Genomic DNA, 19,975 nt, shown 5'->3' with positions numbered 1-19,975 from the left:
AGTAAGGCCCAGTGGCGCAGTTGGTTAGCGCGTCGCCCTGTCACGGCGAAGGTCGCGGGTTCGAGTCCCGTCTGGGTCGCGGAACCTCGGGGGACGTGTGTCCGCGGAGAGCGCGGACCTTGTCGGTTCCGATAACGTTGGGGGGCCGAGCCCCCCAAACCCCCCACGGTGCTGGCTCCTCTTGACCCGGCGCTGGTCTTGTTGGGTTTGGACCAGCGGGCGCCGGGGCTCCGGCCCTTGGATCCTCCGAGTCGGGGTGCGGGCTAGTGTGAGGTTCTTGGCCAGGTAGCTCAGTTGGTATGAGCGACCGCCTGAAAAGCGGTAGGTCGGCGGTTCGACCCCGCCCCTGGCCACCATGGGGTGACGACCCTGTTCGCGAGATGCGGCGGGGTCGTCGTCGTTGTTGAGGTCACCACATCTTGAGGGGGCGGAGCTTGTCTTGTGGTGGGCCTGAGTCTGGAGTCGTGACGATGTAGCCCAGCGTGCCGAGAACTGCAGCCGCGTCCTCGATGCTTGGCCGGAAGCGGGGGCCGCCGGTGGGGATGTGGAGGGCGGCCATGGGTGCGGAGTCTGATGCTCCGTCCTCGACAGGAGGTGGGACAGCTCGCCTCGATGGGCATGGACGTGGACGACTTTGCTGACGTTGTCCCCGAGCCTTGGCCTGCTCAGCGAAGTTGTCGTGTACCAGGTCAGGTGCTGTCATCGCCCAGGAGGAAGTTGATGTCCAGCAACCGGCTCCACACCTCCCACTCGCTTCCCACCAGGGCATAGGCACGGGCGCGCCGAGTGAACTCTTCGAGAGTCGTGCCGAGCTGACCCAGCAACTCGTCCCGTTCGATGATCAGCTCCTCGCGGGACACGGGAATCATGCGCGTCATCCCCGTCCACGCTCCCCTCTTGCGAGCCTCTTGACGTCACTTTTCCCATGTCGGAGCGTGCTCAACGTGTGACTCGGCGAGGTCGAGGTCAGGTCCACTCCATCGGGTGAACACGGTCGTGGTTGATCTTTGGGTCGGCGACGATGGAGGTCGCTTGCCGTAGTTGCCGTTCACGCTGCGTGGGGGGTCTCCAAGTGGTGACTGGGAAGTCTCACTGTGCGTGTAACGGGGGTGGGAGGGGGAGCGAATGAGGTATCGCAAGCTGCGGGTCGGCCGGTGCAGCCTGATCCGTTGGCTGGGTACGGCAAAACCGTATGTGTGTGGGCCTCCGGGGACGCCCATTGAATTGTGCACGCCCGAGACGGCTGAACCGAGGGTTATACACGATGAGTTACCATGTGGGGTCTCCGCGCCGAAGATCGAGCATGTGGGCCGGTCGGCGGACGGCAGAGCTCTATGTCGATGGGGGAAGATCCACGCCGCCGGTGGCGGGGTGGGAGCCGCGGTACCGGCGGTCCGTGATCGCGAGCGACGTGCTGTGCACGTTGGTCGCGGTCGCGGTGGTCGGTGGGTTCGTGGGCGCGCAGGCCGGGATGAGCGGGCCCAAGGTGGCCGGGCTCGGCGCGGTCACGGCCGTCGTGGTGCTGTGTGCGCTGGGGATGAACCGGGTGTGGCACCTGGTGGTGCTGGGCCAGGGCGCGGAGGAGTTCGGGCGGCTCGGGCGCGGGCTGTTCGCGGCTGACGTCGCGCTGGGGCTCGCCGGGCTGGCGCTGGGTATCACCACGATGCGGCCCTGGGTGTTCGTGGTCGTGCCGGCGATCGCGTTGTTCGCCTTCCCGGCCCGATATCTGCTGCGGAAGCTGCTGCACCGGGCGCGGAGCGGTGGGCACTGCCTGCTGCCGGTGCTGGCGGCGGGGAGTCCGCATACGTTGCGTGATCTTATCGAGCGGACCCGGGCCAACTCGCACATCGGGTGGCGGGTGGACGCGGTGTGCACCGCGGACGGGTTCGGCAACGCGGCGGGTGAGTTGGACGGCATCCCGGTGGTCGGGGAGCTGGACGAGATCGCCGATCACGTGCGGCGCGGCGGGTACCGGATCGTGGCGATCACGGCGGATGCCTACTGGACTCCGCGCAGGCTGCAGCAGCTGGCGTGGAAGCTCGAGGGCAGCGGCGCCGAGATGGTGGTGGCGCCGACGCTGATGGAGGTGGCCGGGCCGCGGCTGCACATGACCGGCGTGCTGGGCATGCCGCTGCTGCGGGTGAGCGCGCCGGCGTTCACCGGGGTGCGGCGGGTGGTCAAGGACGTGTTCGACCGGATCGGGTCGGCGCTGCTGCTCCTGCTGCTGGCTCCGGTGCTCCTGGCGGTGTGCCTGGCCATCATGATCGACAGCCGCGGCGGGGTGTTCTACCGGCAGAAGCGGGTCGGCAAGGACGGCCGGGAGTTCACCATCGTCAAGTTCCGCACCATGATCCGGGACGCCGACCAGATGCTGGCCGAGCTGGCCGAGCTCAACGAGGGCGCCGGCGTGCTGTTCAAGATGCGCCGGGACCCGCGGATCACCAGGGTCGGCGGAATCCTGCGCCGTTACTCGATCGACGAGCTGCCGCAACTGTTCAACGTGTTCGGCGGGTCGATGTCGCTGGTCGGGCCGCGGCCGCCGCTGCCGGAGGAGACCGCGAAGTACGGGCCGGACGTCCGGCGCCGGCTGCTGGTCAAGCCCGGCGTGACCGGGTTGTGGCAGGTCAGCGGGCGCAGTGACCTGTCCTGGGACGAGGCCGTGCGCCTCGACCTGCGCTATGTGGAGGACTGGTCGCTCGCGCTGGACGCGGTGATCCTGTGGAAGACGTTCCGGGCCGTGCTGTCCGGTCAGGGAGCTTATTAAATGACCATCTGCCGGTTGTGCGGTTCGACCAGCCTGGCCAGCGTCGTCGACCTCGGGGCGACGCCGCCGTGCGAGCTGATCCTCACCGCGGAGCAGCTCGACGAGCCGGAGCCCACCTACCCGCTGCACCTGCGGGTGTGCACGAACTGCTGGCTGGCCCAGCTGCCACCGCTGATCACCCCGGAGGAGACGTTCACCGAGTACGCCTACTTCTCCTCCTACTCCGACTCGTGGGTGCGGCATGCCCGGGGGTTCGTGGTGGGTGCGGTGGACCGGCTGGGCCTGGGCAGCGACTCGTTCGTGGTGGAGGTGGCCAGCAACGACGGCTACCTGCTGCAGCATGTGGTCACCGCGGGCATCCGGTGCCTGGGTATCGAGCCGTCGGTGAACGTCGGCGAGGCCGCCCGGGAGAAGGGTGTGCCCACGCTGACCGCGTTCCTCGACCCGGGCCGGGGCGCCGCGGTCCGGGAGGAGCACGGGCCGGCGGACCTGGTGGTGGCGAACAACGTCTACGCGCACATCCCGGACGTGGTCGGGTTCACCAAGGGTCTGCGCGCCCTGGTTGCCGACGACGGCTGGGTGTCCGTCGAGGTGCACCACCTGCTGCCGCTGATCGAGCAGAACCAGTACGACACGATCTACCACGAGCACTTCCAGTACTACACGGTCGCCTCCGCCGCCCGCGCGCTCGCCTCCGGCGGGCTGTCGCTTGTGGACGTCGAGCTGATCCCCACGCACGGCGGGTCGATCCGGCTGTGGGCGCGGCCCGAGGAGGTCGCCGCCGAGCCGAGCCAGCGGGTGGCCGACGTGCTGGCCCGGGAGAAGGCGGCCGGGCTGCACGAGTTGTCCGGGTACGCCGAGTTCAGCCGGCGGGTGGCCCAGGTGCGCCGAGACCTGCTGCGGTTCCTCATCGACGCCGCCGAGCAGGGCAAGACGGTGGTCGGCTACGGCGCCCCCGGCAAGGGCAACACGCTGCTCAACCACTGCGGCATCCGGCCCGACCTGCTGCCGTACACCGTGGACCGCAACCCGTACAAGCACGACAAGTTCACCCCCGGAATGCGGATCCCGATCCTGGCGCCGGAGCGGATCGCCGAGGACAAGCCGGACTACGTGCTGGTGCTGCCGTGGAACCTGCGCAAGGAGCTGACCGAGCAACTGTCCTATGTGGGCGAATGGTACGGCCGGCTGGTGTTCCCCATTCCGCACTTGGAGATCGTTGAGGTGGCAGCTCTGTGAAGGTCGTGCTTTTCTGTGGCGGGTTCGGGATGCGCATGCGCACCGGCACGCCGGGCGACGTGCCCAAGCCGATGCAGATGGTCGGCCCGCGGCCGCTGATCTGGCACGTGATGCGGTACTACGCGCACTTCGGGCACACCGACTTCATCCTGTGCCTGGGCTACGGTGCTCACCACATCAAGGACTTCTTCCTCAACTACCAGGAGACCACCTCCAACGACTTCGTGTTGCGGGACGGCCAGGTGGAGATGCTCTCCACCGACATCTCCGGCTGGTCGATCTCCTTCGTCCAAACGGGAATCGAGTCGGCGATCGGGGAGCGGCTGCGCCGGGTGCGCGACCACCTCGACGGCGACGAGATGTTCCTGGCCAACTACGCCGACGTGCTCACCGACGCGCCGCTGCCGGAGATCATCGGGCGGTTCGAGCGGTCCGATGCGGGTGCGTCCATGATGGTCGTCCCTCCACCTGGGACGTTCCACTGCATCAACGTCGGTGAGCACAGCATGGTGGACGGCATCACGCCGATCGACGAGATGCCGATGTGGGCCAACGGCGGATACTTCGTGCTGCGCCAGGAGGTGTTCGACCACATCCCGGAGGGCGGCGACCTGGTCGCCGACGGCTGCGTGGAGCTGGCCAAGCGCGGCCGGCTGCTGGCCTATCCGTACCGCGGCTACTGGCGGCCGACCGACACCGTCAAGGAGCGGGTGGCGCTGGACGAGTCGTACTCGCGCGGCGTGAAGCCGTGGGCGCTGTGGGAGCACCGATGATCGCTCTGGCGGGCGGACCGGTGACCCGGGTGGTGGCACTCGGCGCGCACTGCGACGATATCGCGATCGGCGCCGGGGCGAGCCTGTACACGGTCTGCTCGGCCAATCCGCGGCTCCGGGTGGACGCGCTGGTGCTCTCCGGCGGCGGCACCGAGCGGGAGGACGAGGAGCGCTCGGCGCTCGCCGCGTTCTGCCCCGGCGCGGACCTGCGGGTCACCGTGCTGAAGATTCCGGACGGGCGGCTGCCCGCGCATTGGGACGAGGCCAAGAACACGCTGGAGGACCTGCGCGCGCAGACCAGCCCGGATCTGCTGTTCGCGCCGAACCGGTTCGACGCCCACCAGGACCACCGCGGCCTGGCCGAGTTGGTGCCCACCGCGTTCCGCGGGCACCTCGTGCTCGGCTATGAGATCGTCAAGTGGGACGGCGACCTCGGCCGGCCGTCCGCCTACCAACCGCTCGAGGCGGACCTGGTCGAGACGAAGGTCACCCTGTTGCAACAGCACTACCCGTCGCAGCGACACCGTCCGTGGTACGACCGGGAGGCGTTCCTCGGCCTCGCCCGCATCCGCGGTATCGAATGCGGCGAGCGATACGCGGAAGCCTTCTACGTCAACAAGTTCACTCTCGATTTGGCTGGAGGCTGAGTCCTATGCGCGTCCTGCTGACGGGGCATCAGGGCTATCTGGGAACCGTGATGGCGCCGGTGCTGGCTTCGGCCGGCCATCAGGTGGTCGGGCTGGACTCGGGGCTGTTCGCCGACTGCGTGCTCGGCCCGGAGCCCGATGACCCGACCGGTCACCTGGTGGACCTGCGGGACGTCACCGCCGCCCAACTGTCCGGAGTGGACGCCGTGGTGCATCTCGCGGCGCTGTCCAACGACCCGCTGGGCTCGCTCGCGCCGGAGCTGACCTTCGACGTCAACCACCACGCGTCCGTCCACCTGGCACGGTTGGCCAAGGATGCCGGTGTGACCCGGTTCCTGTACGCCTCGACCTGCTCGGTGTACGGCGCCTCGGGCTCCGACACGCTGGTCGGCGAGGACGCCCCGCTCAAGCCGGTGACCCCGTACGCGGTGTCCAAGGTGCGGGTGGAGGACGACCTGATCGAGCTGGCCGACGCCGGCTTCAGCCCGGTGTCGCTGCGCAACGCCACCGCGTTCGGGTTCTCCCCGCGGCTGCGCGCGGACATCGTGCTGAACAACCTGGTCGGCCACGCGGTGCTGTCCGGCGAGGCGCGGGTCCTCTCCGACGGCACGCCGTGGCGGCCGCTGGTGCACGCCAAGGACATCGCCGCCGCGTTCCTCGCCGCGCTCGAGGCGCCTCGGGATGCCGTGCACACCAAGGCGTTCAACGTCGGCATGGAGCAGAACAACCTGACCGTCGCGGAGATCGCCACCGAGGTGGTCGAGGCGGTGCCCGGTGCCCGGCTGGTGATCACCGGCGAGGCCGGCGCGGACCCGCGCTCCTACCGGGTGGACTTCTCCCGGATCCGGGCCGCGCTGCCCGCGTTCCGTCCCGAGTGGACGGTCAAGGCCGGTGCGATGGAGCTGGTCGAGGCCTACCAGCGGTTCGGCCTCACCAACGAGAGCTTCACCCAGCGCTTCACCCGGCTGGCCCGGCTGTCGGCCCGGCGCACGGCCGGCACGCTCGACGACACCCTGCGCCCGCAGTGAGCGGGAGCGAGGCCGCGGTGCCGGCTGGACGGAGGAGCAGCGCAGGTGCGAGGAACGAGCACCGAGCAGCGGACGAGGGAAGCCGGCACCTTCTGCGGCCGAGCGGGAGCGAACAATCAGGCACAGTGAACGCGACGGACCCGGGGCGGGTGATGCACGCCCTGGTGGAGCGGCTGTTTCCGTTGTGCCGCAGCATCACCGGCGACGGCGTGCGGCAGACCCTGGAGATCATCGGCGGGTCCCTGCCACTGACCGTGCACGAGGTGCCCAGCGGGACCGCGGTGTTCGACTGGACCGTGCCGCGGGAGTGGAACATCCGCGACGCCTACATCGCCGACGCCACGGGACGGCGCGTCGTCGACTTCGCCGACTCGAACCTGCACGTGGTCTCCTACAGCGTTCCGGTGTCGGCCACGATGACCCTCGACGAGCTGCGGCCGCATCTGCACACGCTGCCCGAGCAGCCGGACCTGGTGCCGTACCGGACCAGCTACTACCAGCCGGACTGGGGTTTCTGCCTCAGCCAGCGCACCCTGGACTCCCTTGCGGACGGTGAGTACCGGGTCGAGATCGACTCGACGCTGGCCGACGGCCACCTCACCTACGCCGAGCACGTGGTGCCCGGCCGGCTCTCCGACGAGATCCTGATCTCCTGCCACGTCTGCCACCCGTCGCTGGCCAACGACAACCTGGCCGCCATCGCGGTCGCCACCCAGCTCGCGGCCCGGCTGGCCGAGGCGGAACGCCGTTACACGTACCGGTTCCTGTTCATGCCCGGCACCATCGGCTCGATCACCTGGTTGGCGCGTAACGCCGAGGCGGTCGAGCGGGTCCGGCACGGCCTGGTGCTCGCCTGCGCCGGCGACCGGGGATCGTTGACCTACAAGCGAAGCCGGCGCGGCGACGCGGGGATCGACCGGGCCGCGCGGTACGTGCTGGAGTCCTCCGGCCGCCCGCACCGGATCGTGGACTTCTCCCCGTACGGCTACGACGAGCGGCAGTTCTGCTCGCCCGGGTTCAACCTCGGCGTCGGCTGCCTGACCCGGACGCCGTACGCCGGCTACCCCGAGTACCACACCTCCGCGGACAACCCGGACTTCGTCGCGCCGGAAGCGATGGCGGACACGCTGGAGACGGTCTGGGAGATCCTCGGCGTGCTCGAGCGGGACCGGACCTACGTCAACCTCAGCCCGTTCGGCGAGCCGCAGCTGGGCAAACGCGGTCTGTACGAAGCACTTGGCGGGCGCAGTGACACCAAACAGGCGCAACTGGCGATGCTGTGGGTGTTGAACCTCTCCGACGGTGAGCACAGCCTGCTGGACGTCGCCGAGCGGTCCGGGCTTCCGTTCGCCGCGGTGGCCGGCGCGGCCGCGGCCCTGTCCGACGCGGGTTTGTTGAAGGAGTAGAGCGGAATGACGCAGATGCAGACCCGGGCCGGCAGCGCGCCGGGCGGGCTGGGCCTGAAGGTCGGCGACCTGGTCGAGGTGCGCAGCGCCGAGGAGATCCTGGCCACCCTGGACGACCGGGGCGAGTTGGAGAACCTGCCGTTCATGCCGGAGATGCTCGCGTTCTGCGGGCAGCGGCTGACCGTGCACAAGGTGGCGCACAAGGTCTGCGACACGATCAGCCGCAGCGGCTTCCGGCGGATGACCAACGCCGTGCACCTCACCGGCGCGCGCTGCGACGGCTCCGGGCACGGCGGCTGCCAGACCGCGTGCAACCTGTACTGGAAGGAGCAGTGGCTCAGGCGGGTCAGCCCCGGCGACAGGCTGCCGGACGCGTTCACGGCCGGCCTGAACGGCCACCGGCCCACGCTGCCCATCCTCGAGATCAACGCACGCAAGCCACCCGGCGAGGACGGCGAGGAGCGGTACTCCTGCCAGGCGACGGAACTGCTCCGTGCGGCCCCGGCCTGCCTCGGCTTCCTCGCGGTCGACCAGTACGTGCAGGACGTGCGCAGCGGCAACGCCGGCGTGCTCGCCACCGTGCGGACCATCCTGGTCGGCCTGTTCAACCGGGCGCAGAGCCGCAGCCAGAAGTTCCTGCCGCGCCGGTTCTGGTTCCGCGAGGGGCTGCGCTGGCGGTTCCTCAAGGGCGGGGTGGTCGGCCGCACCCCGACCGCGCACCTCGACCTGCGGCCCGGCGAGCTGGTGCGGGTCAAGTCCAAAGAGGACATCCTGGCCACGCTGGACGAGAACCTGCTCAACCGCGGCATGGGCTTCGACGAGGAGATGTCGCGCTTCTGCGGGCAGACCTTCCGGGTGCGGAACCGGGTGGAACGCTGCCTGGACGAGAAGACCGGCCGGATGCTGACCATGAAGAGCCCGTGCATCGTGCTGGACGGCGTGCTCTGCGGCGGCGTCTACAACGTCAACTGCCCGCGGGAGTTCGTGCCGTTCTGGCGGGAGATCTGGCTTGAGAGGGTTACCGATGATCGAGGGTAGGCCGGAGGCTTGCCCGAGGAATCGGTCAGGTGCCAACCGGCGGCGGGCAGCGGAGTGGGTTTCAAACCCTCTCCTTGAATTCAACACAGTGCGGGTGTAGTTCGTGGACGAGCAGGGCACCACCACCACCGAAGGCGAGCCGGCGTCGAAGGTCTCGGTCATCGGTCGCAAGGCCGGCCGTGGGCTGCGCTGGACATTGTTCGGCACGGTGGTCACCAAGCTCGGCTCGTTCGTGATGAGCCTGGTGCTGGCCCGGTTGCTGGTTCCGGAGGACTTCGGGCTCTACGCGATCGCGCTCACCGCGATGCAGTTCGTCATCCACGTCAACGACGTCGGCATCATCGCGGCGACCGTGCAGTGGCGCGGGAAGCTCGAGGACATGGCCGCCACGGCGTCCACCCTGGCCCTGCTGTTCAGCGCCGGGTGGTACGCGGTGTTCTGGTTCGCCGCGCCGGCGTTCGCCGAGCTCGCCGGCAGCCCGCAGGCCACGCCCGTGGTCCGGCTGCTCACCGCGGTCATCCTGGTGGACGGCATCACCGCGGTCCGGGTCGCCGCGCTGCAGCGGCGGTTCCAGCAGGACCAGCTCACCAAGGCGCTGATGGCCGGGTTCATGGTGAACGCTGCGCTGGCGGTCTCCTTGGCCGCGAACGGCGCCGGACCGTACAGCTTCGTGCTCGGCCAGCTCGCCGCGTCCGCGGTGGCCGGCGTGCTGGAGATGATCTTCGCAGGCCTGCCGGTGCGGTTCGGCCTGGACCGCGTGGTCGCGCGCCGGCTGATCCGGTTCGGCATCCCGCTGGCCGCCGGGCTCGGTGTCGAGTCGGTGCTGCTGAACGCGGACTACGTGATCGTCGGGCATGCGCTCGGCACCGCGGCGGTCGGTTTCTACCTGCTGGCGTTCAACGTCTCGAGTTGGGTGCACGGTTTCGTGGGCACGGCCGTGCGGTACGTCTCGATCGCCGGGTTCTCCCGGCTGGCCGAGGACAAACCGGAGACGCTTTCCCTGGGCGTGCAACGGGCTCTTCCGGTGCTGTTCGCCGCCGTGCTGCCGATCGCGGTACTGATGGCTGTCCTGCCGAGCCAGATCATCGTCGTGCTGTACGGCGGTCAGTGGGCGGCTTCCGCGGCGGTGTTGCGGTTCCTGGCGGTGCTGATGATCGGGCGACTGCTCACCGGCATCGCGTTCGACATTCTCACCTCGCTCGGCGCCACCCGCTCGACGGTGTGGCTGAACCTGGGCTGGTGCGTGGCACTGGTGCCGGCGCTGATGATCGGCACCCGGCTGGACGGCATCCGCGGCGCCGCGATCGCGCACGCCGTGGTGACCCTGCTGGTGGCCATGCCGCTGGCCGTGCTGGCGCTGCACCGCGGCGGCGTGCACCTGCGGCCGGTGGCGCCGGCTCTGGTCCGGCCGCTGTGCGGGGGTGCGGCCGCCGCAGTGATCATGCTGTCGGTCGCCTGGCTGACCGGCCCGACCCCGATCGTCCAGTTGGGACTCGCCGGCGCCGCCGGGCTGCTCGGCTACCTGCTGATCGCCGTGCCGCCCAGCCAGATCCGTGAGCTGCGCGCGCGGCTCGGCGCCGCGACCTGAGGGGAGAGTGGCCATGCAGATGTCGGACTCGCTGGTGTCCATCGGTCTTCCGGTCTACAACGGCGGCCAGCGGCTCGAAGAGGTCGTGTGGTCCGTGCTGGCCCAGGACCATCCCCGGATCGAGCTGGTGATCAGCGACAACGCCTCCACCGACGACACCGAGGAGGTGTGCCGCGAGCTGGCCCGGGCGGACAGCCGGATCGTCTACCACCGCCAGGCGCGGAACGTGGGGCTGCTGAACAACTTCGTGCATGCCATCCAGGTCGCCCGGGGCACGTTCTTCCGCTGGATCGGCGACGACGACTGGATGGCCCCGGACTACGTGTCCCGGTGCCTGGAGTCGTTCGCCGAGGACGAGCGCCGCGTGCTGGTGACCACCCGGCTCGCCTACACCGCCCCGGACGGGGCGACCCTCCCGGTCCCCGACTATGACGGCGCGCGGATGACCTCACCGGATCCGCTCGTCCGGTTCACCGAGATACTGCGCCTGCTCAACGCGCCGCTGTTCCAAGTGGATCCGTTGTACGGCATGGTGCGCCGCGTTCCGGTTGCCGCCATCCGCCGGCGCAACATGCTGCGCGAGGACGAGGTCTTCGCGTGCAAGCTGGCGCTGCTCGGCCCCTGGGGCCACGTGCCGGAGATCCTCGCGCACCGCAACACCCGCAACACCGGGAATCTGAGCGACATCGCGCGGTTCCTCAACGTCCCGGTCTGGCAGGCCCATTTCACCAACGTCCTGCAGTGCCGCGAGATCCTCCAGTGGCTGCCGGAAGCCGACCTCACCGAGTCCCAGCGCCGGGCCGCGCGCGCCGCCGTGGCCCGCATGTTCCTTCGCCGCCAGCACAGGATGGCCGTGCACCGCGGCCGCAAGGTCGTGCGGATGGCCGCCGCCCTGGTGAAGTAGCGGCGGCCGGGACGCTTATCGGACCGCGATGAGGGATTTGGTGATGCCGAGCACGCGCTCGGAGAGAATGCGCGACTGGTCGAAGTAGTACTTCATTTCCGCGCGGGACAGCAGCTCGATCTCGAGCACCTCGGCCAGCGCACTCTCCCGGGTCGGCTTCGAGGGGGAGAGCGGCCAGTGCCGGATGGCCTTGGCGCGCATCGCCTGCGGGAGGAACTGCAGGCCCGGGAACAGCCAGTGCGGCTCGATCGGGAAGTACCGGTACGGGGTCTGCACCCAGTGGTGCGGCGCGAACTTGTTGACGTTGGCGGCGAAGTCGGCCCGCCGGGCGTGGCCGCCGACGTGCTCGATGAGCGAGTTCGAGTACACCAGGTCGAACGACTTGCCGCGCAGCTCGGGGATCTCGTTGCACACGTCGCCCTGGATCGCCGTGATCGAGTCGGCGACGCTGTCCTGCGGCAGCAGGTTCACCACGGTGACCGACAGCGGCTTGATCGGGAACTTCTTCCAGTGCACGGTCACGCCGCCGAGGTCGAGCACGTGCATCTGCTCGATGTCGGGAAACTGCTTGCGGAACAGCTCCCAGCGCCGCTTGCGTAGGTAGGTTCCGATACTCCGCCGCTCCTGCGGATCCGCGATCAGGTGCCGAACCTTCTGCCCCACGTCAATCGCCACTGCCACCCGCTCCACTCCGGTCGTCAACTACCTGTGAGTCGACCCCCGCACCCGTCCCGTTACCGGGTCAGGCAGGCCCGATGGCGGTGCGCATCAGACGCCGTACGGTCTACAGGGACCCTTGCAGGGCGATCCACTCGGTCGACTGGTCGGTGATCTTGGCGATCCGGTCGTAGTTGTCGTCGTAGTGCAGCACGGTTGGCCCCGTTCAGCTCCGCGGTGGCCGCGATGATGAGGTCCGGCAGCGAGAAATGACGGTGCTGGCAGGTGCGGCCCAACTCTCGGTGGACATCGAGTGCGCGGTCCATGGCCTGGGTGGACACGTCCATCCACCGCATGCCGTGCAGCCCGGACCACAATGCTTCGTAGCTCTTCGGATTGACTGCGGTGTTCAGATATTCCAAAGCCGTCATCCGGCACGCCGCGAGACGACCCTCGGTGAGCAACGCGGCGAAACGCTGGCGCACGCTGGCGTGCCTTTCTTGCAACGCGAAAAGTGAAGTATCGCCAAGATAGATCGTACTGGCCATCAGGCGACGCGATCGCCTTTGGCCTTCTCGGCCAGCCGGGACAAGTCGCGACCGCCTCCATAACGCCACGCTTGTTCTGAGCCGGTGAAGTCCACCTCGGCACTGTCGAAGGCTGCCATGATCCCGGCGGGCCTGCTTGCGCAGCGCGAGCAGACGCAGCGCCTCGTTGATCGTGGCCACCGTCGTTTCGGTGCCCAGAACCTCACGGGCGGCGTTCAGCCACTCGTCATTCACGTCCACTGAGATGCGTGTAACGAGGTGAACCATACACCAGGCTCACGCCTTTGCTGGCACCAGGCGGGCACGGATGGCGGTGTGGAGGGCCGGCCAAGACTTGTTGCGGGTGAAGGGAAGTTCGAAGATCGCGGCGAACAGGCGGGCGACCAGCAGGGCCAGCGGGACGCCGATGGCCAGGGTGACCAGGAACGCCGTGACGCCGCGGGGGATGTGCGGCGCGACGATCAGCTCATGGGTGACCACGATGACCGGGGAGTGGGTGAGGTAGAGGCTGTAGGAGAACGAGCCGAGGCTGCGGACCGGGCGGGTGTCGAGGAACCGCACCAGGGGCGCGGGCCGCGCGGTGGCCACGGCGGCGAGCAGCAGGGCGACCGCGGGGCTGATGGCGAGGTCGATCCAGAAGTAATGGGTGATCGTCCACACCGAACCCTTGAGCACGATCACCGCCAGCACCGGGAGGGCGGCGGCGAGCGCGAGCCAGTGCCAGGGCCAGGTGCGGCGGCGGCTGGTGGAGCTGAGCACGCCGGCGGCGACCACCCCGAGGGCGAAGCCGACGGCGAACTGCGGGGTGAACCGCATCAGCATGCCGACCAGGCTGGAGTGCGGGGTGAGCAGGCCGATGGCGAGCACCGGCACGGCCACCGCGGCCAGCATCACGAATGCGTTCACGCGGCGGATGACGAGCAGCATCAGCGGCAGTACGAAGTAGAGCTGGGCCTCGATGGCGATGGACCAGAACGCGCCGTTCGGGGACGGCGCGTCGGTGACGTCCTGCAGCAGCAGGCCGTAGATCACCACGGACTTGGCGGTGGGCGGGCCGGTGTGGGGCTGCGGCACCAGGGTCCAGGCGACGATGAGGCTGTAGATCAGTGCCGGCCAGTAGGGCGGCAGGATGCGCCAGGCGCGGCGGAAGGCGAACCGGCGCAGGCTCCCCAGCTCCCAGCCGTTCCGGGCCGGGGCGACGGCCAGGGAGAAGCCGGACAGGACGATGAACACCACGACGGCCAGGTGCCCGTAGATCAGCCAGCCGGTCCACACCGGACCGGTGTTGGCCGGGTAGCCCGGATAGGACATCAGCCAGCCGTGGTGCAGTACGACGAAGAGCGCGGCCAGCCCGCGGATCCCGTCCAGCCCGGACAGCCGCCCCCGCGCAGGGGTGACGGCACCGGCCGTGGCCGACTGGGTGGTCGCCGCCATCGGTACCTCTATTCGCGTCCGGTGCCCGAGCATGCGCACGAGACCGCCGGTGCCGGCGGTCCCACCTTCGTGGGGTGCATCGCTGGATGGTCACTCGACGTAACAGGATCGGCGGACATTCCCGCTCGCCCGTCGTCCAAGTCGCCCAGACCACGCTAACCCACACGGGTGAGACAAAAGCCCTGGAAGGCCGGGGTGCCCAGGTCCACGAGGCCAGCACCGAAATGACTACGGTGAGGTAAACTGGCGGGCGGCAGCGGCCGGATGGCGGCCCGAAACCACCCGATCGTTGTAACGGTGCGTTTCGAACCCACGATTACCCAGCAAACGCGGCGTTCGGACTGGGTGCTGGTGTTCGGAGCGTGATGGATTAGAGGGTCGAGGCTACATGGACTTCTGGAAGGCCATCCTCCGCCTCGCCCGTCGCAGGTACGTGGGGCCGCCGATCCTCGGTGTCGCGATCCTGCTCGCGGCCCTCGCCTACCTGATCACCCCGCCGCACTACATGTCCAGCACCACCATGGTGCTGACCATCCCGACCTCCGGCGGCACGCTGTCCCAGGACCCGACCAAGCCGACCGGGCTCACCAACCCGCTGCTCAACTTCGGTGACGGCCTGAAGACCACGTCCGCCATCCTGATCCAGTCGATGAACACCCCCGACGTGGCCGACGAGCTGGGCGTCGGCGGCGCCACCAAGCTCACCGTGAACGACGGCACCGGCAACCCCGGCCTGCTCGGGGTGAGCGGCCCGTTCGTCTACGTCGAGGCCGACGCCGCGTCCGCCGAGGTGGCCCGGGCGGTCGTCCTCGCCGCGCAGCAACGGGTCCGCCAGGAGCTGCTGAACCGGCAGAAGGCGCTCAACGCCCCGCCGGTCACCTACATCACCATGGTCGACGTGGTGTCCGCGTCCACCCCCGAGGTCATGCGCGACACCCAGCTCCAGCTCGCCGCGGCCGCGCTCGTGCTCGTCGTCATCGGCGGCCTGGTCGGCTCCTACGCCGCCGAACGCCTGCTCGCCGGCCGCCGCCGCAAGGACCCGACCGGCGCCGAGCCCGCCGGCCCGACCCCGGACACCACCGACTCCGCCGCGGTCGACCCGGCCACCGTCCGCTTCACCCCGGTGGCGCGGCCCAACGGCAAGCCGGTCCCGGCCAACGGCTCGGATGTGCCCGTCCCCCAACAGGTCCGCACCCCGCGCTAGCCGCGCGTGTTGGTCCCTGACGTCGCCATGTTTGCGCGTGGCGTCGCCGTGTTGGCCTATGGCGTCGCTGTGTAGGCCGCTGGCGTCCGGCCGGCTCGCGCGCCGATCGCGCCACGTGCCAACTCGGCTACGTCAGATGCCAACACGGCGACGTGAGGCGCCAACGCGCGCTCAGTCGCCGGCGACGATCTCGGCGCAGCGGCGGATGGCGGCCTGGCGGATGTCGCGCGGGGTGTTGGAGTTGCCGGAGATCATCATGCCGACGGCTTCGGGTTTGAGGGCGTCGGCGAACTCGAGGGCCTCGGTCAGGGAGAGCGGGCGGTGGCCGTAGTAGGTGTGGCAGATGTCCGCGTCGGAGGGCGGTGGGCTGGCGAGCAGCTCGTCGACGTAGACGCCGTAGACGATGAACTCGGAGACGTGCAGGCGGCCGGTCAGCGCGTCGAGCCAGTGCCGGCCGGTGACCTCGGTGATGCGCCGCTGCATGGCGCGCACCGCCACCGGGTCCCAGACGCCGATCGCGCTGACGTAGTCCGGCAGCGGCGGGGATGGGGCCGGCGGGAGGCCGAGCAGCTCGCGGGCGGCCTGGTGCCACAGCACGTGTCGGGGCATGCCGCCGTGAATGGCGTCCTGCGCCCGGTACAGGCTGGGCCGGCCGTCCACCCGCAGGCGGTCCGCGCTCGTGGGGCGCACCAGCACCGAGTCGGAGTCGGCGATCAGCACCACGTCGGCCGGGACGGCGGCGGCCGCGGCGATCTTGGCGGCCTGCTGCATGATCCAGCCGCGGACCGGGGGCCACGGCTGGCGGGTGTTGAGCCACACACCGGACGGGAAGCGCACATAGCGGCGCGGCAGCAGCTCGGGGTGAGTCCAGATGCGACACCGCGGGCCCGCGTAGCCGGCGAAGTACCGGCGGTGCGCCCACGGCACGATCAGATGGTGCACCGTGTCGGCCGGTGTGTACTGGAGAACGGACCGGTGCAGGTCAGCGAACAGAGGAGCATCTGGCTTCCAGGTCGGCGTGATGACCGCCAGCTCGCCCATGCCTCGCCTAACCGTAGATTCACCCATATCGCCCATAACGAGAGGCGGTATGCAAAGTATCGGTCAAGCGGAGACTATGTTACCGGTAGCAACGATATCCACCCGAATGACTACCCAAAGTAGAAATCTCAGGTGATAGGCTCGCCGGCCACTTCGGCGCAGCGCCGGATCGCGGCCTCCCGGACGCCCTGCCCGGTGCCGGACTTCGCGGAGATCATCATGCCGATGGCGTCCGGACCGAGCGCCTCGGCGAACTCCAGCGCCTCGTCCAGGGACAGCGGCGTGCGGCCCCAGTAGTTGTGGCAGATCGTGCTGTCGCCCGGGTGCTCCGGGCCGGAGCCGGTCACCACCTGGTCGACGAACACGCCGTACAGGATGAACTCGGAGATGTGCAGCTGCGCGGTGAACACGTCCAGCCAGTGCCGGCCGGTGACCGCGGTGACGTGCCGCTGCAACTGCCGGACGATCTCCGGGCTCCAGGCGTTGAGCGAGCTCACGTAGTCGGTCAGCGGCGGCGCCCCGGCCGGTGGCAGCCCGAGCAGCCGGTGCGCCACCTGGTGCCAGCGCACGTGGTCGGGCATCCCCGCGTGCACCGCGCCGGGCACCCGGAACAGCCGCAGCGTCCCGTCCTCGTGGAAGCTCTTCGCGTCGATGTCGCGCACCAGCACCACGTCCGAGTCCGCGATCAGCACCACGTCCGCGTCCAGCTCGGCGGTGGCGGCGAGCTTGAGCGCCTGCTGCAGCACCCAGCCGCGCACCGGCGGCCACGGCCGCCGTGAGTTGAGCCACAGGCCCTTCTGTGGCAGCCGGTGGTAGCGGCGCGGCAGCAGCTCCGGCTCCGTCCACACGTGACACCGCGGCCCGGCGTACCGGTCGAAGATCTCCTTGTGCGCGGCCGGCACGATCACGTGGTGCACCACGTCCGGCCCGGTGTGCCGCAGCACGGACCGGTGCAGGTCACCGAACAGCTCGGCGTCGGGCCCGAAACTGGGCGTGACGACAGTCAACTCACTCATCGTCATCGGTATCGGCCTGCCGATCCGCTCGTTACGGGTCGGCGTCCGCGGTAACGCGGTGCGGCCGGTCGGGCGATGCACAGGGAGTATGGACTTCTGGCAGACGATCCTGGTGGTGTTCCGGCGGTGGTATGTGGCCCTGCCGGCTTTTCTGCTGTCCATCCTCGCCGCGGTCGGGGTGTACTCCTCGGTGTCCCGGACCTACGTGTCCACCTCCGTGCTGGTGCTGACGCTGCCGACCACCGGCTCCAGCCAGCCGGCCGAAACCAACAAGCCGCGGGACCAGATCAACCCGCTGCTCAACTTCGACAAGGGCCTGAGCACGTCGGCCACGATCCTGATCCAGGCGATCTCCACCCCGGAGACCGCCGCCGAGCTCGGGGTGCCGGCGGGCAGCGACACCTGGTTCGAGGTCACCAACGGCAGCAGCAACCCGGAGCTGCTGATCACCGGGCCGTTCATCTTCATCCAGGGCAACAGCGGCACCGCGGCCGGCGCGGTGGACATCGTGCGCAAGGTCGAGGAACGGGCCCGGGTCGAGCTCACCAACCGGCAGCGCGAGGTGCAGGCGCCCTCGTCCACCTACATCACCGCGGTCGAGGTGGTGGCGCCGACCGCGCCGGAAGCCAAGGGCGGCAGCCGGATCCGGTCCGCGGGCGCGGCGTTCGCCCTTGCCCTGTTCCTGAGCCTGGCCGCCACGTTCGCCTTCGAGAGCGTGATGCAGGTCCGCGGGCGCCGGGCCAAGCCGAAGAGTGACCACCCGGAGGCCGCCCTCGAACCGAGTCTGCAGCCCTGACATGGCGACGACGAGCCTCGCACCCGCCGAGTTCCTCGGCGCCGGGAAACGGATCCAGCGGGCCGACGGGGCAACCCTGGGCATCCTGTTCACGGTGACGCTGCTGGTGATCCCGGCGCGGCTGGTGTTCCGCGGGCTGCCGCTCTCGCTCACCCCGGCCAACGCCGTGGCCATGCTCGCGGGGCTGACCTGGCTGTGCGCGCAGTTCACCAGGACGCTCGGCGTGGCCAAGGGCCGCAACCCGGTGCGCACCGGGATGTTCCTCTACACCGGCGCGGTGCTGGCCACCTACGGCTACGCCTCGTTCGGCTACCTCCCGGTGGACGAGTTGGGGCTGGCCGACCACGCCATGGTGCTCATGGTCGCCAACGCCGGGTTCGCGCTGGCGCTCACCGACGGCATACCGGGCGCGCGGCGGCTGGACGCGGTGCTGAAGGCGGTGGTGATCTGCGGCGCGTTCTCCGCGTTCGTCGGCGTCATGCAGTTCACCATCGACTTCGACCTGACCCAGTACCTGCGGTTGCCGGGCCTGCGGCTCGGCTCGGACGGTCTCTACGTCTTCGAGCGGGGGGGCACCAAGCGGGTGGGCGGCACGATGGGGCACCCGATCGAGTTCGGCGTGGTGACCTCGATGCTCATACCCCTCGCGACGCACTTCGGGTTCCAGGCGCGGGAGCGGGGCGAGAAGGCGCTGCGCTGGTGGGTGTGCGCCGGGGTGATCGCGGCCGGGCTGATGTTCTCGGTGTCCCGCTCGGCGATCCTCGGCCTCGCCGCCGCCGGGCTGGTGCTGTTCATCGGCTGGCCCGGCAAGCGCCGGGTGCGCGCGCTGGGCGTGGTCGCCGGCTTCATAGTGCTGATGAAGATCGCGGTGCCCGGCCTGATCGGCACGTTCGTCAGCCTGTTCGCCAGCGCCGGCAGCGACGACAGCGTCAAGTGGCGCACGCACGACTACGACATCGCGGCCGCGGAGATCGCCCGGCACCTGTGGTTCGGGCACGGCTACGGAACCTGGTACGCGCCCAAGCACATCGTGTTCGACAACCAGTACATCCTGGGCATGGTCGAGGGCGGGATCATCGGTACCACCGCGTTCGCATTGATCTTTGCGTGTGGACTGTTCGCCGCCGTCCGGGCGCGCTACCTGTCCGCCGACCCCGGGCGCCGGGACCTCGGGCTGAGCCTGGCCGCGAGCCTGGTGGTGCCGCTGGTCGGCAGTGCGACGTTCGACCTGGCGTCGTTCAAGACCGCGGAAGGCCTGTCGTTCTTACTGATCGGCACGGCCGGGTGTCTACTTCGGATCGCACGGGCGGAGGCGAAGACCTGAATGGCCTTACCCCGCGGCGAGCAGGTCGGCCCAGGACCCGGAGGAGAGGTCGCGCGCACTGATCGCGGTCACCGGCAGCGGCCAGGCGATCGCGAGGTCGGGATCGTCGTAGCGGACACCGATGTCCTCGCGCGGGTCGTGCTCCCGGTCGATCCGGTAGCACACGTCGGCGAGCTCGGTGAGCGCCTGGAAACCATGCAGCAGACCGGGAGGGACATACAGGTGGGTGAAGGTCTCGTCGTCGAGCCGCACCGCGAGGTGCTTGCCGAACGTCGCCGAGTCCGGGCGGGCGTCGACCAGCACGTCGAGCACCGCTCCGTGGGCGCAGCGCACCAGCTTCGCCTCGCCGCGGCCGGATCGCCCGTGCAGCCCGCGGATCGTGCCCTGCCGCGACCGCGACTGGCTGTCCTGCACGAACGCGTGCGGGTCCAGGCCGGCCTGCCGGGCCACGGTCGCGTCGAACGTCCGGGTGAACAGCCCGCGGTCGTCGCGGTGCGGTTCGGGGACGAACAGCAGCACCCCGGCAAGCTCGGTCCGCTCCACTCTCATGAGGTCATCCTTCCTGGTC

Annotated in this window: 19 protein-coding genes and 2 tRNA genes; 14 read left to right on the top strand and 7 right to left on the bottom strand. The window is 69.5% G+C overall.

The genetic code is table 11. The features are described 5' to 3' along the window. The first annotated feature begins 5 nt into the window (after positions 1 to 5). Positions 6 to 79: transfer RNA gene (locus VGR06_RS19340), tRNA-Asp, on the top strand. A 200-nt stretch (positions 80 to 279) separates the two neighbouring features. Further along, positions 280 to 356: transfer RNA gene (locus tag VGR06_RS19335), tRNA-Phe, on the top strand. A gap of 333 nt (positions 357 to 689) precedes the next feature. Here the strand turns inward: VGR06_RS19335 and VGR06_RS19330 are convergent. Continuing rightward, positions 690 to 878, bottom strand: a complete 189-nt coding sequence (locus VGR06_RS19330) for a hypothetical protein (protein ID WP_327560496.1) — start codon at positions 876 to 878, stop codon at positions 690 to 692. 425 nt (positions 879 to 1,303) lie between these two features. Between VGR06_RS19330 and VGR06_RS19325 the strand changes: the two genes are divergently transcribed. The 9 genes from VGR06_RS19325 to VGR06_RS19285 all read left to right on the top strand — a co-directional run bounded on the left by VGR06_RS19325 (position 1,304) and on the right by VGR06_RS19285 (position 11,387). Next, positions 1,304 to 2,764: a sugar transferase gene (locus VGR06_RS19325; RefSeq protein WP_327560499.1), complete on the top strand. Its 1,461-nt coding sequence runs from the start codon at positions 1,304 to 1,306 to the stop codon at positions 2,762 to 2,764. Continuing rightward, positions 2,765 to 4,003 carry a class I SAM-dependent methyltransferase gene (locus VGR06_RS19320; protein WP_327560495.1) on the top strand — a complete coding sequence of 413 codons (1,239 nt, stop codon included), beginning with the start codon at positions 2,765 to 2,767 and terminating at the stop codon, positions 4,001 to 4,003. Beyond that, on the top strand, positions 4,000 to 4,776 hold the full coding sequence (locus VGR06_RS19315; protein ID WP_327560494.1) for a glucose-1-phosphate cytidylyltransferase: 777 nt from the start codon (positions 4,000 to 4,002) through the stop codon (positions 4,774 to 4,776). Before VGR06_RS19320 ends, VGR06_RS19315 begins: the two co-directional genes overlap by 4 nt. Further along, a complete protein-coding gene (locus tag VGR06_RS19310; RefSeq protein WP_327560493.1) occupies positions 4,773 to 5,423 on the top strand; it encodes a PIG-L deacetylase family protein in 651 nt (216 codons plus the stop codon). Before VGR06_RS19315 ends, VGR06_RS19310 begins: the two co-directional genes overlap by 4 nt. Before the next feature lie 5 nt (positions 5,424 to 5,428). Further along, positions 5,429 to 6,451, top strand: a complete 1,023-nt coding sequence (locus VGR06_RS19305) for an SDR family oxidoreductase (protein ID WP_327560492.1) — start codon at positions 5,429 to 5,431, stop codon at positions 6,449 to 6,451. 152 nt (positions 6,452 to 6,603) lie between these two features. Beyond that, the gene (locus VGR06_RS19300; protein WP_327560498.1) at positions 6,604 to 7,857 is read left to right on the top strand and encodes a DUF4910 domain-containing protein; all 1,254 of its coding nucleotides are present in this window, start codon (positions 6,604 to 6,606) and stop codon (positions 7,855 to 7,857) included. A gap of 6 nt (positions 7,858 to 7,863) precedes the next feature. After that, positions 7,864 to 8,895 (top strand): hypothetical protein, encoded by a 1,032-nt coding sequence (locus VGR06_RS19295; RefSeq protein ID WP_327560491.1) that lies wholly within the window; start codon positions 7,864 to 7,866, stop codon positions 8,893 to 8,895. Between the two features lie 103 nt (positions 8,896 to 8,998). Then, positions 8,999 to 10,483 carry an oligosaccharide flippase family protein gene (locus VGR06_RS19290; RefSeq protein ID WP_327560490.1) on the top strand — a complete coding sequence of 495 codons (1,485 nt, stop codon included), beginning with the start codon at positions 8,999 to 9,001 and terminating at the stop codon, positions 10,481 to 10,483. Positions 10,484 to 10,496: 13 nt separating this feature from the next. Continuing rightward, positions 10,497 to 11,387, top strand: a complete 891-nt coding sequence (locus VGR06_RS19285) for a glycosyltransferase family 2 protein (RefSeq protein ID WP_327560489.1) — start codon at positions 10,497 to 10,499, stop codon at positions 11,385 to 11,387. A gap of 15 nt (positions 11,388 to 11,402) precedes the next feature. Here VGR06_RS19285 and VGR06_RS19280 read toward each other — a convergent pair whose 3' ends face one another. Genes VGR06_RS19280 through VGR06_RS19270 form a run of 3 tightly spaced genes read right to left on the bottom strand, consistent with a single transcriptional unit; the run spans position 11,403 to position 14,026 of the window. Continuing rightward, a complete protein-coding gene (locus VGR06_RS19280; RefSeq protein WP_327560488.1) occupies positions 11,403 to 12,062 on the bottom strand; it encodes a class I SAM-dependent methyltransferase in 660 nt (219 codons plus the stop codon). 59 nt (positions 12,063 to 12,121) lie between these two features. Further along, positions 12,122 to 12,832 (bottom strand): hypothetical protein, encoded by a 711-nt coding sequence (locus VGR06_RS19275; RefSeq protein ID WP_327560487.1) that lies wholly within the window; start codon positions 12,830 to 12,832, stop codon positions 12,122 to 12,124. A gap of 36 nt (positions 12,833 to 12,868) precedes the next feature. Continuing rightward, positions 12,869 to 14,026, bottom strand: a complete 1,158-nt coding sequence (locus VGR06_RS19270) for an acyltransferase (RefSeq protein ID WP_327560486.1) — start codon at positions 14,024 to 14,026, stop codon at positions 12,869 to 12,871. Between the two features lie 388 nt (positions 14,027 to 14,414). Here VGR06_RS19270 and VGR06_RS19265 point away from each other — a divergent pair, with 388 nt between their 5' ends. Continuing rightward, positions 14,415 to 15,230: a hypothetical protein gene (locus tag VGR06_RS19265; protein WP_327560485.1), complete on the top strand. Its 816-nt coding sequence runs from the start codon at positions 14,415 to 14,417 to the stop codon at positions 15,228 to 15,230. A 171-nt stretch (positions 15,231 to 15,401) separates the two neighbouring features. On the opposite strand, the gene VGR06_RS19260 is transcribed toward VGR06_RS19265, so the two are convergent. Beyond that, on the bottom strand, positions 15,402 to 16,271 hold the full coding sequence (locus VGR06_RS19260) for a DUF6492 family protein (protein WP_327560484.1): 870 nt from the start codon (positions 16,269 to 16,271) through the stop codon (positions 15,402 to 15,404). A gap of 128 nt (positions 16,272 to 16,399) precedes the next feature. Next, positions 16,400 to 17,287 (bottom strand): DUF6492 family protein, encoded by an 888-nt coding sequence (locus VGR06_RS19255; protein ID WP_327560483.1) that lies wholly within the window; start codon positions 17,285 to 17,287, stop codon positions 16,400 to 16,402. Positions 17,288 to 17,375: 88 nt separating this feature from the next. Between VGR06_RS19255 and VGR06_RS19250 the strand changes: the two genes are divergently transcribed. Next, positions 17,376 to 18,083 (top strand): hypothetical protein, encoded by a 708-nt coding sequence (locus VGR06_RS19250; RefSeq protein ID WP_327560482.1) that lies wholly within the window; start codon positions 17,376 to 17,378, stop codon positions 18,081 to 18,083. Position 18,084: 1 nt separating this feature from the next. Continuing rightward, positions 18,085 to 19,407: an O-antigen ligase family protein gene (locus VGR06_RS19245; protein ID WP_327560481.1), complete on the top strand. Its 1,323-nt coding sequence runs from the start codon at positions 18,085 to 18,087 to the stop codon at positions 19,405 to 19,407. A 6-nt stretch (positions 19,408 to 19,413) separates the two neighbouring features. Here the strand turns inward: VGR06_RS19245 and VGR06_RS19240 are convergent, their stop codons facing one another. Next, positions 19,414 to 19,956, bottom strand: a complete 543-nt coding sequence (locus VGR06_RS19240) for a dTDP-4-dehydrorhamnose 3,5-epimerase family protein (RefSeq protein ID WP_327560480.1) — start codon at positions 19,954 to 19,956, stop codon at positions 19,414 to 19,416. Positions 19,957 to 19,975: the final 19 nt, after the last annotated feature.

It is taken from the genome of Actinophytocola sp. (genome assembly GCF_036002505.1).
In the GTDB taxonomy this organism is placed as follows: Bacteria; Actinomycetota; Actinomycetes; order Mycobacteriales; family Pseudonocardiaceae; genus DASYTH01.
This window is presented reverse-complemented; position numbering and strand designations above follow the sequence as displayed.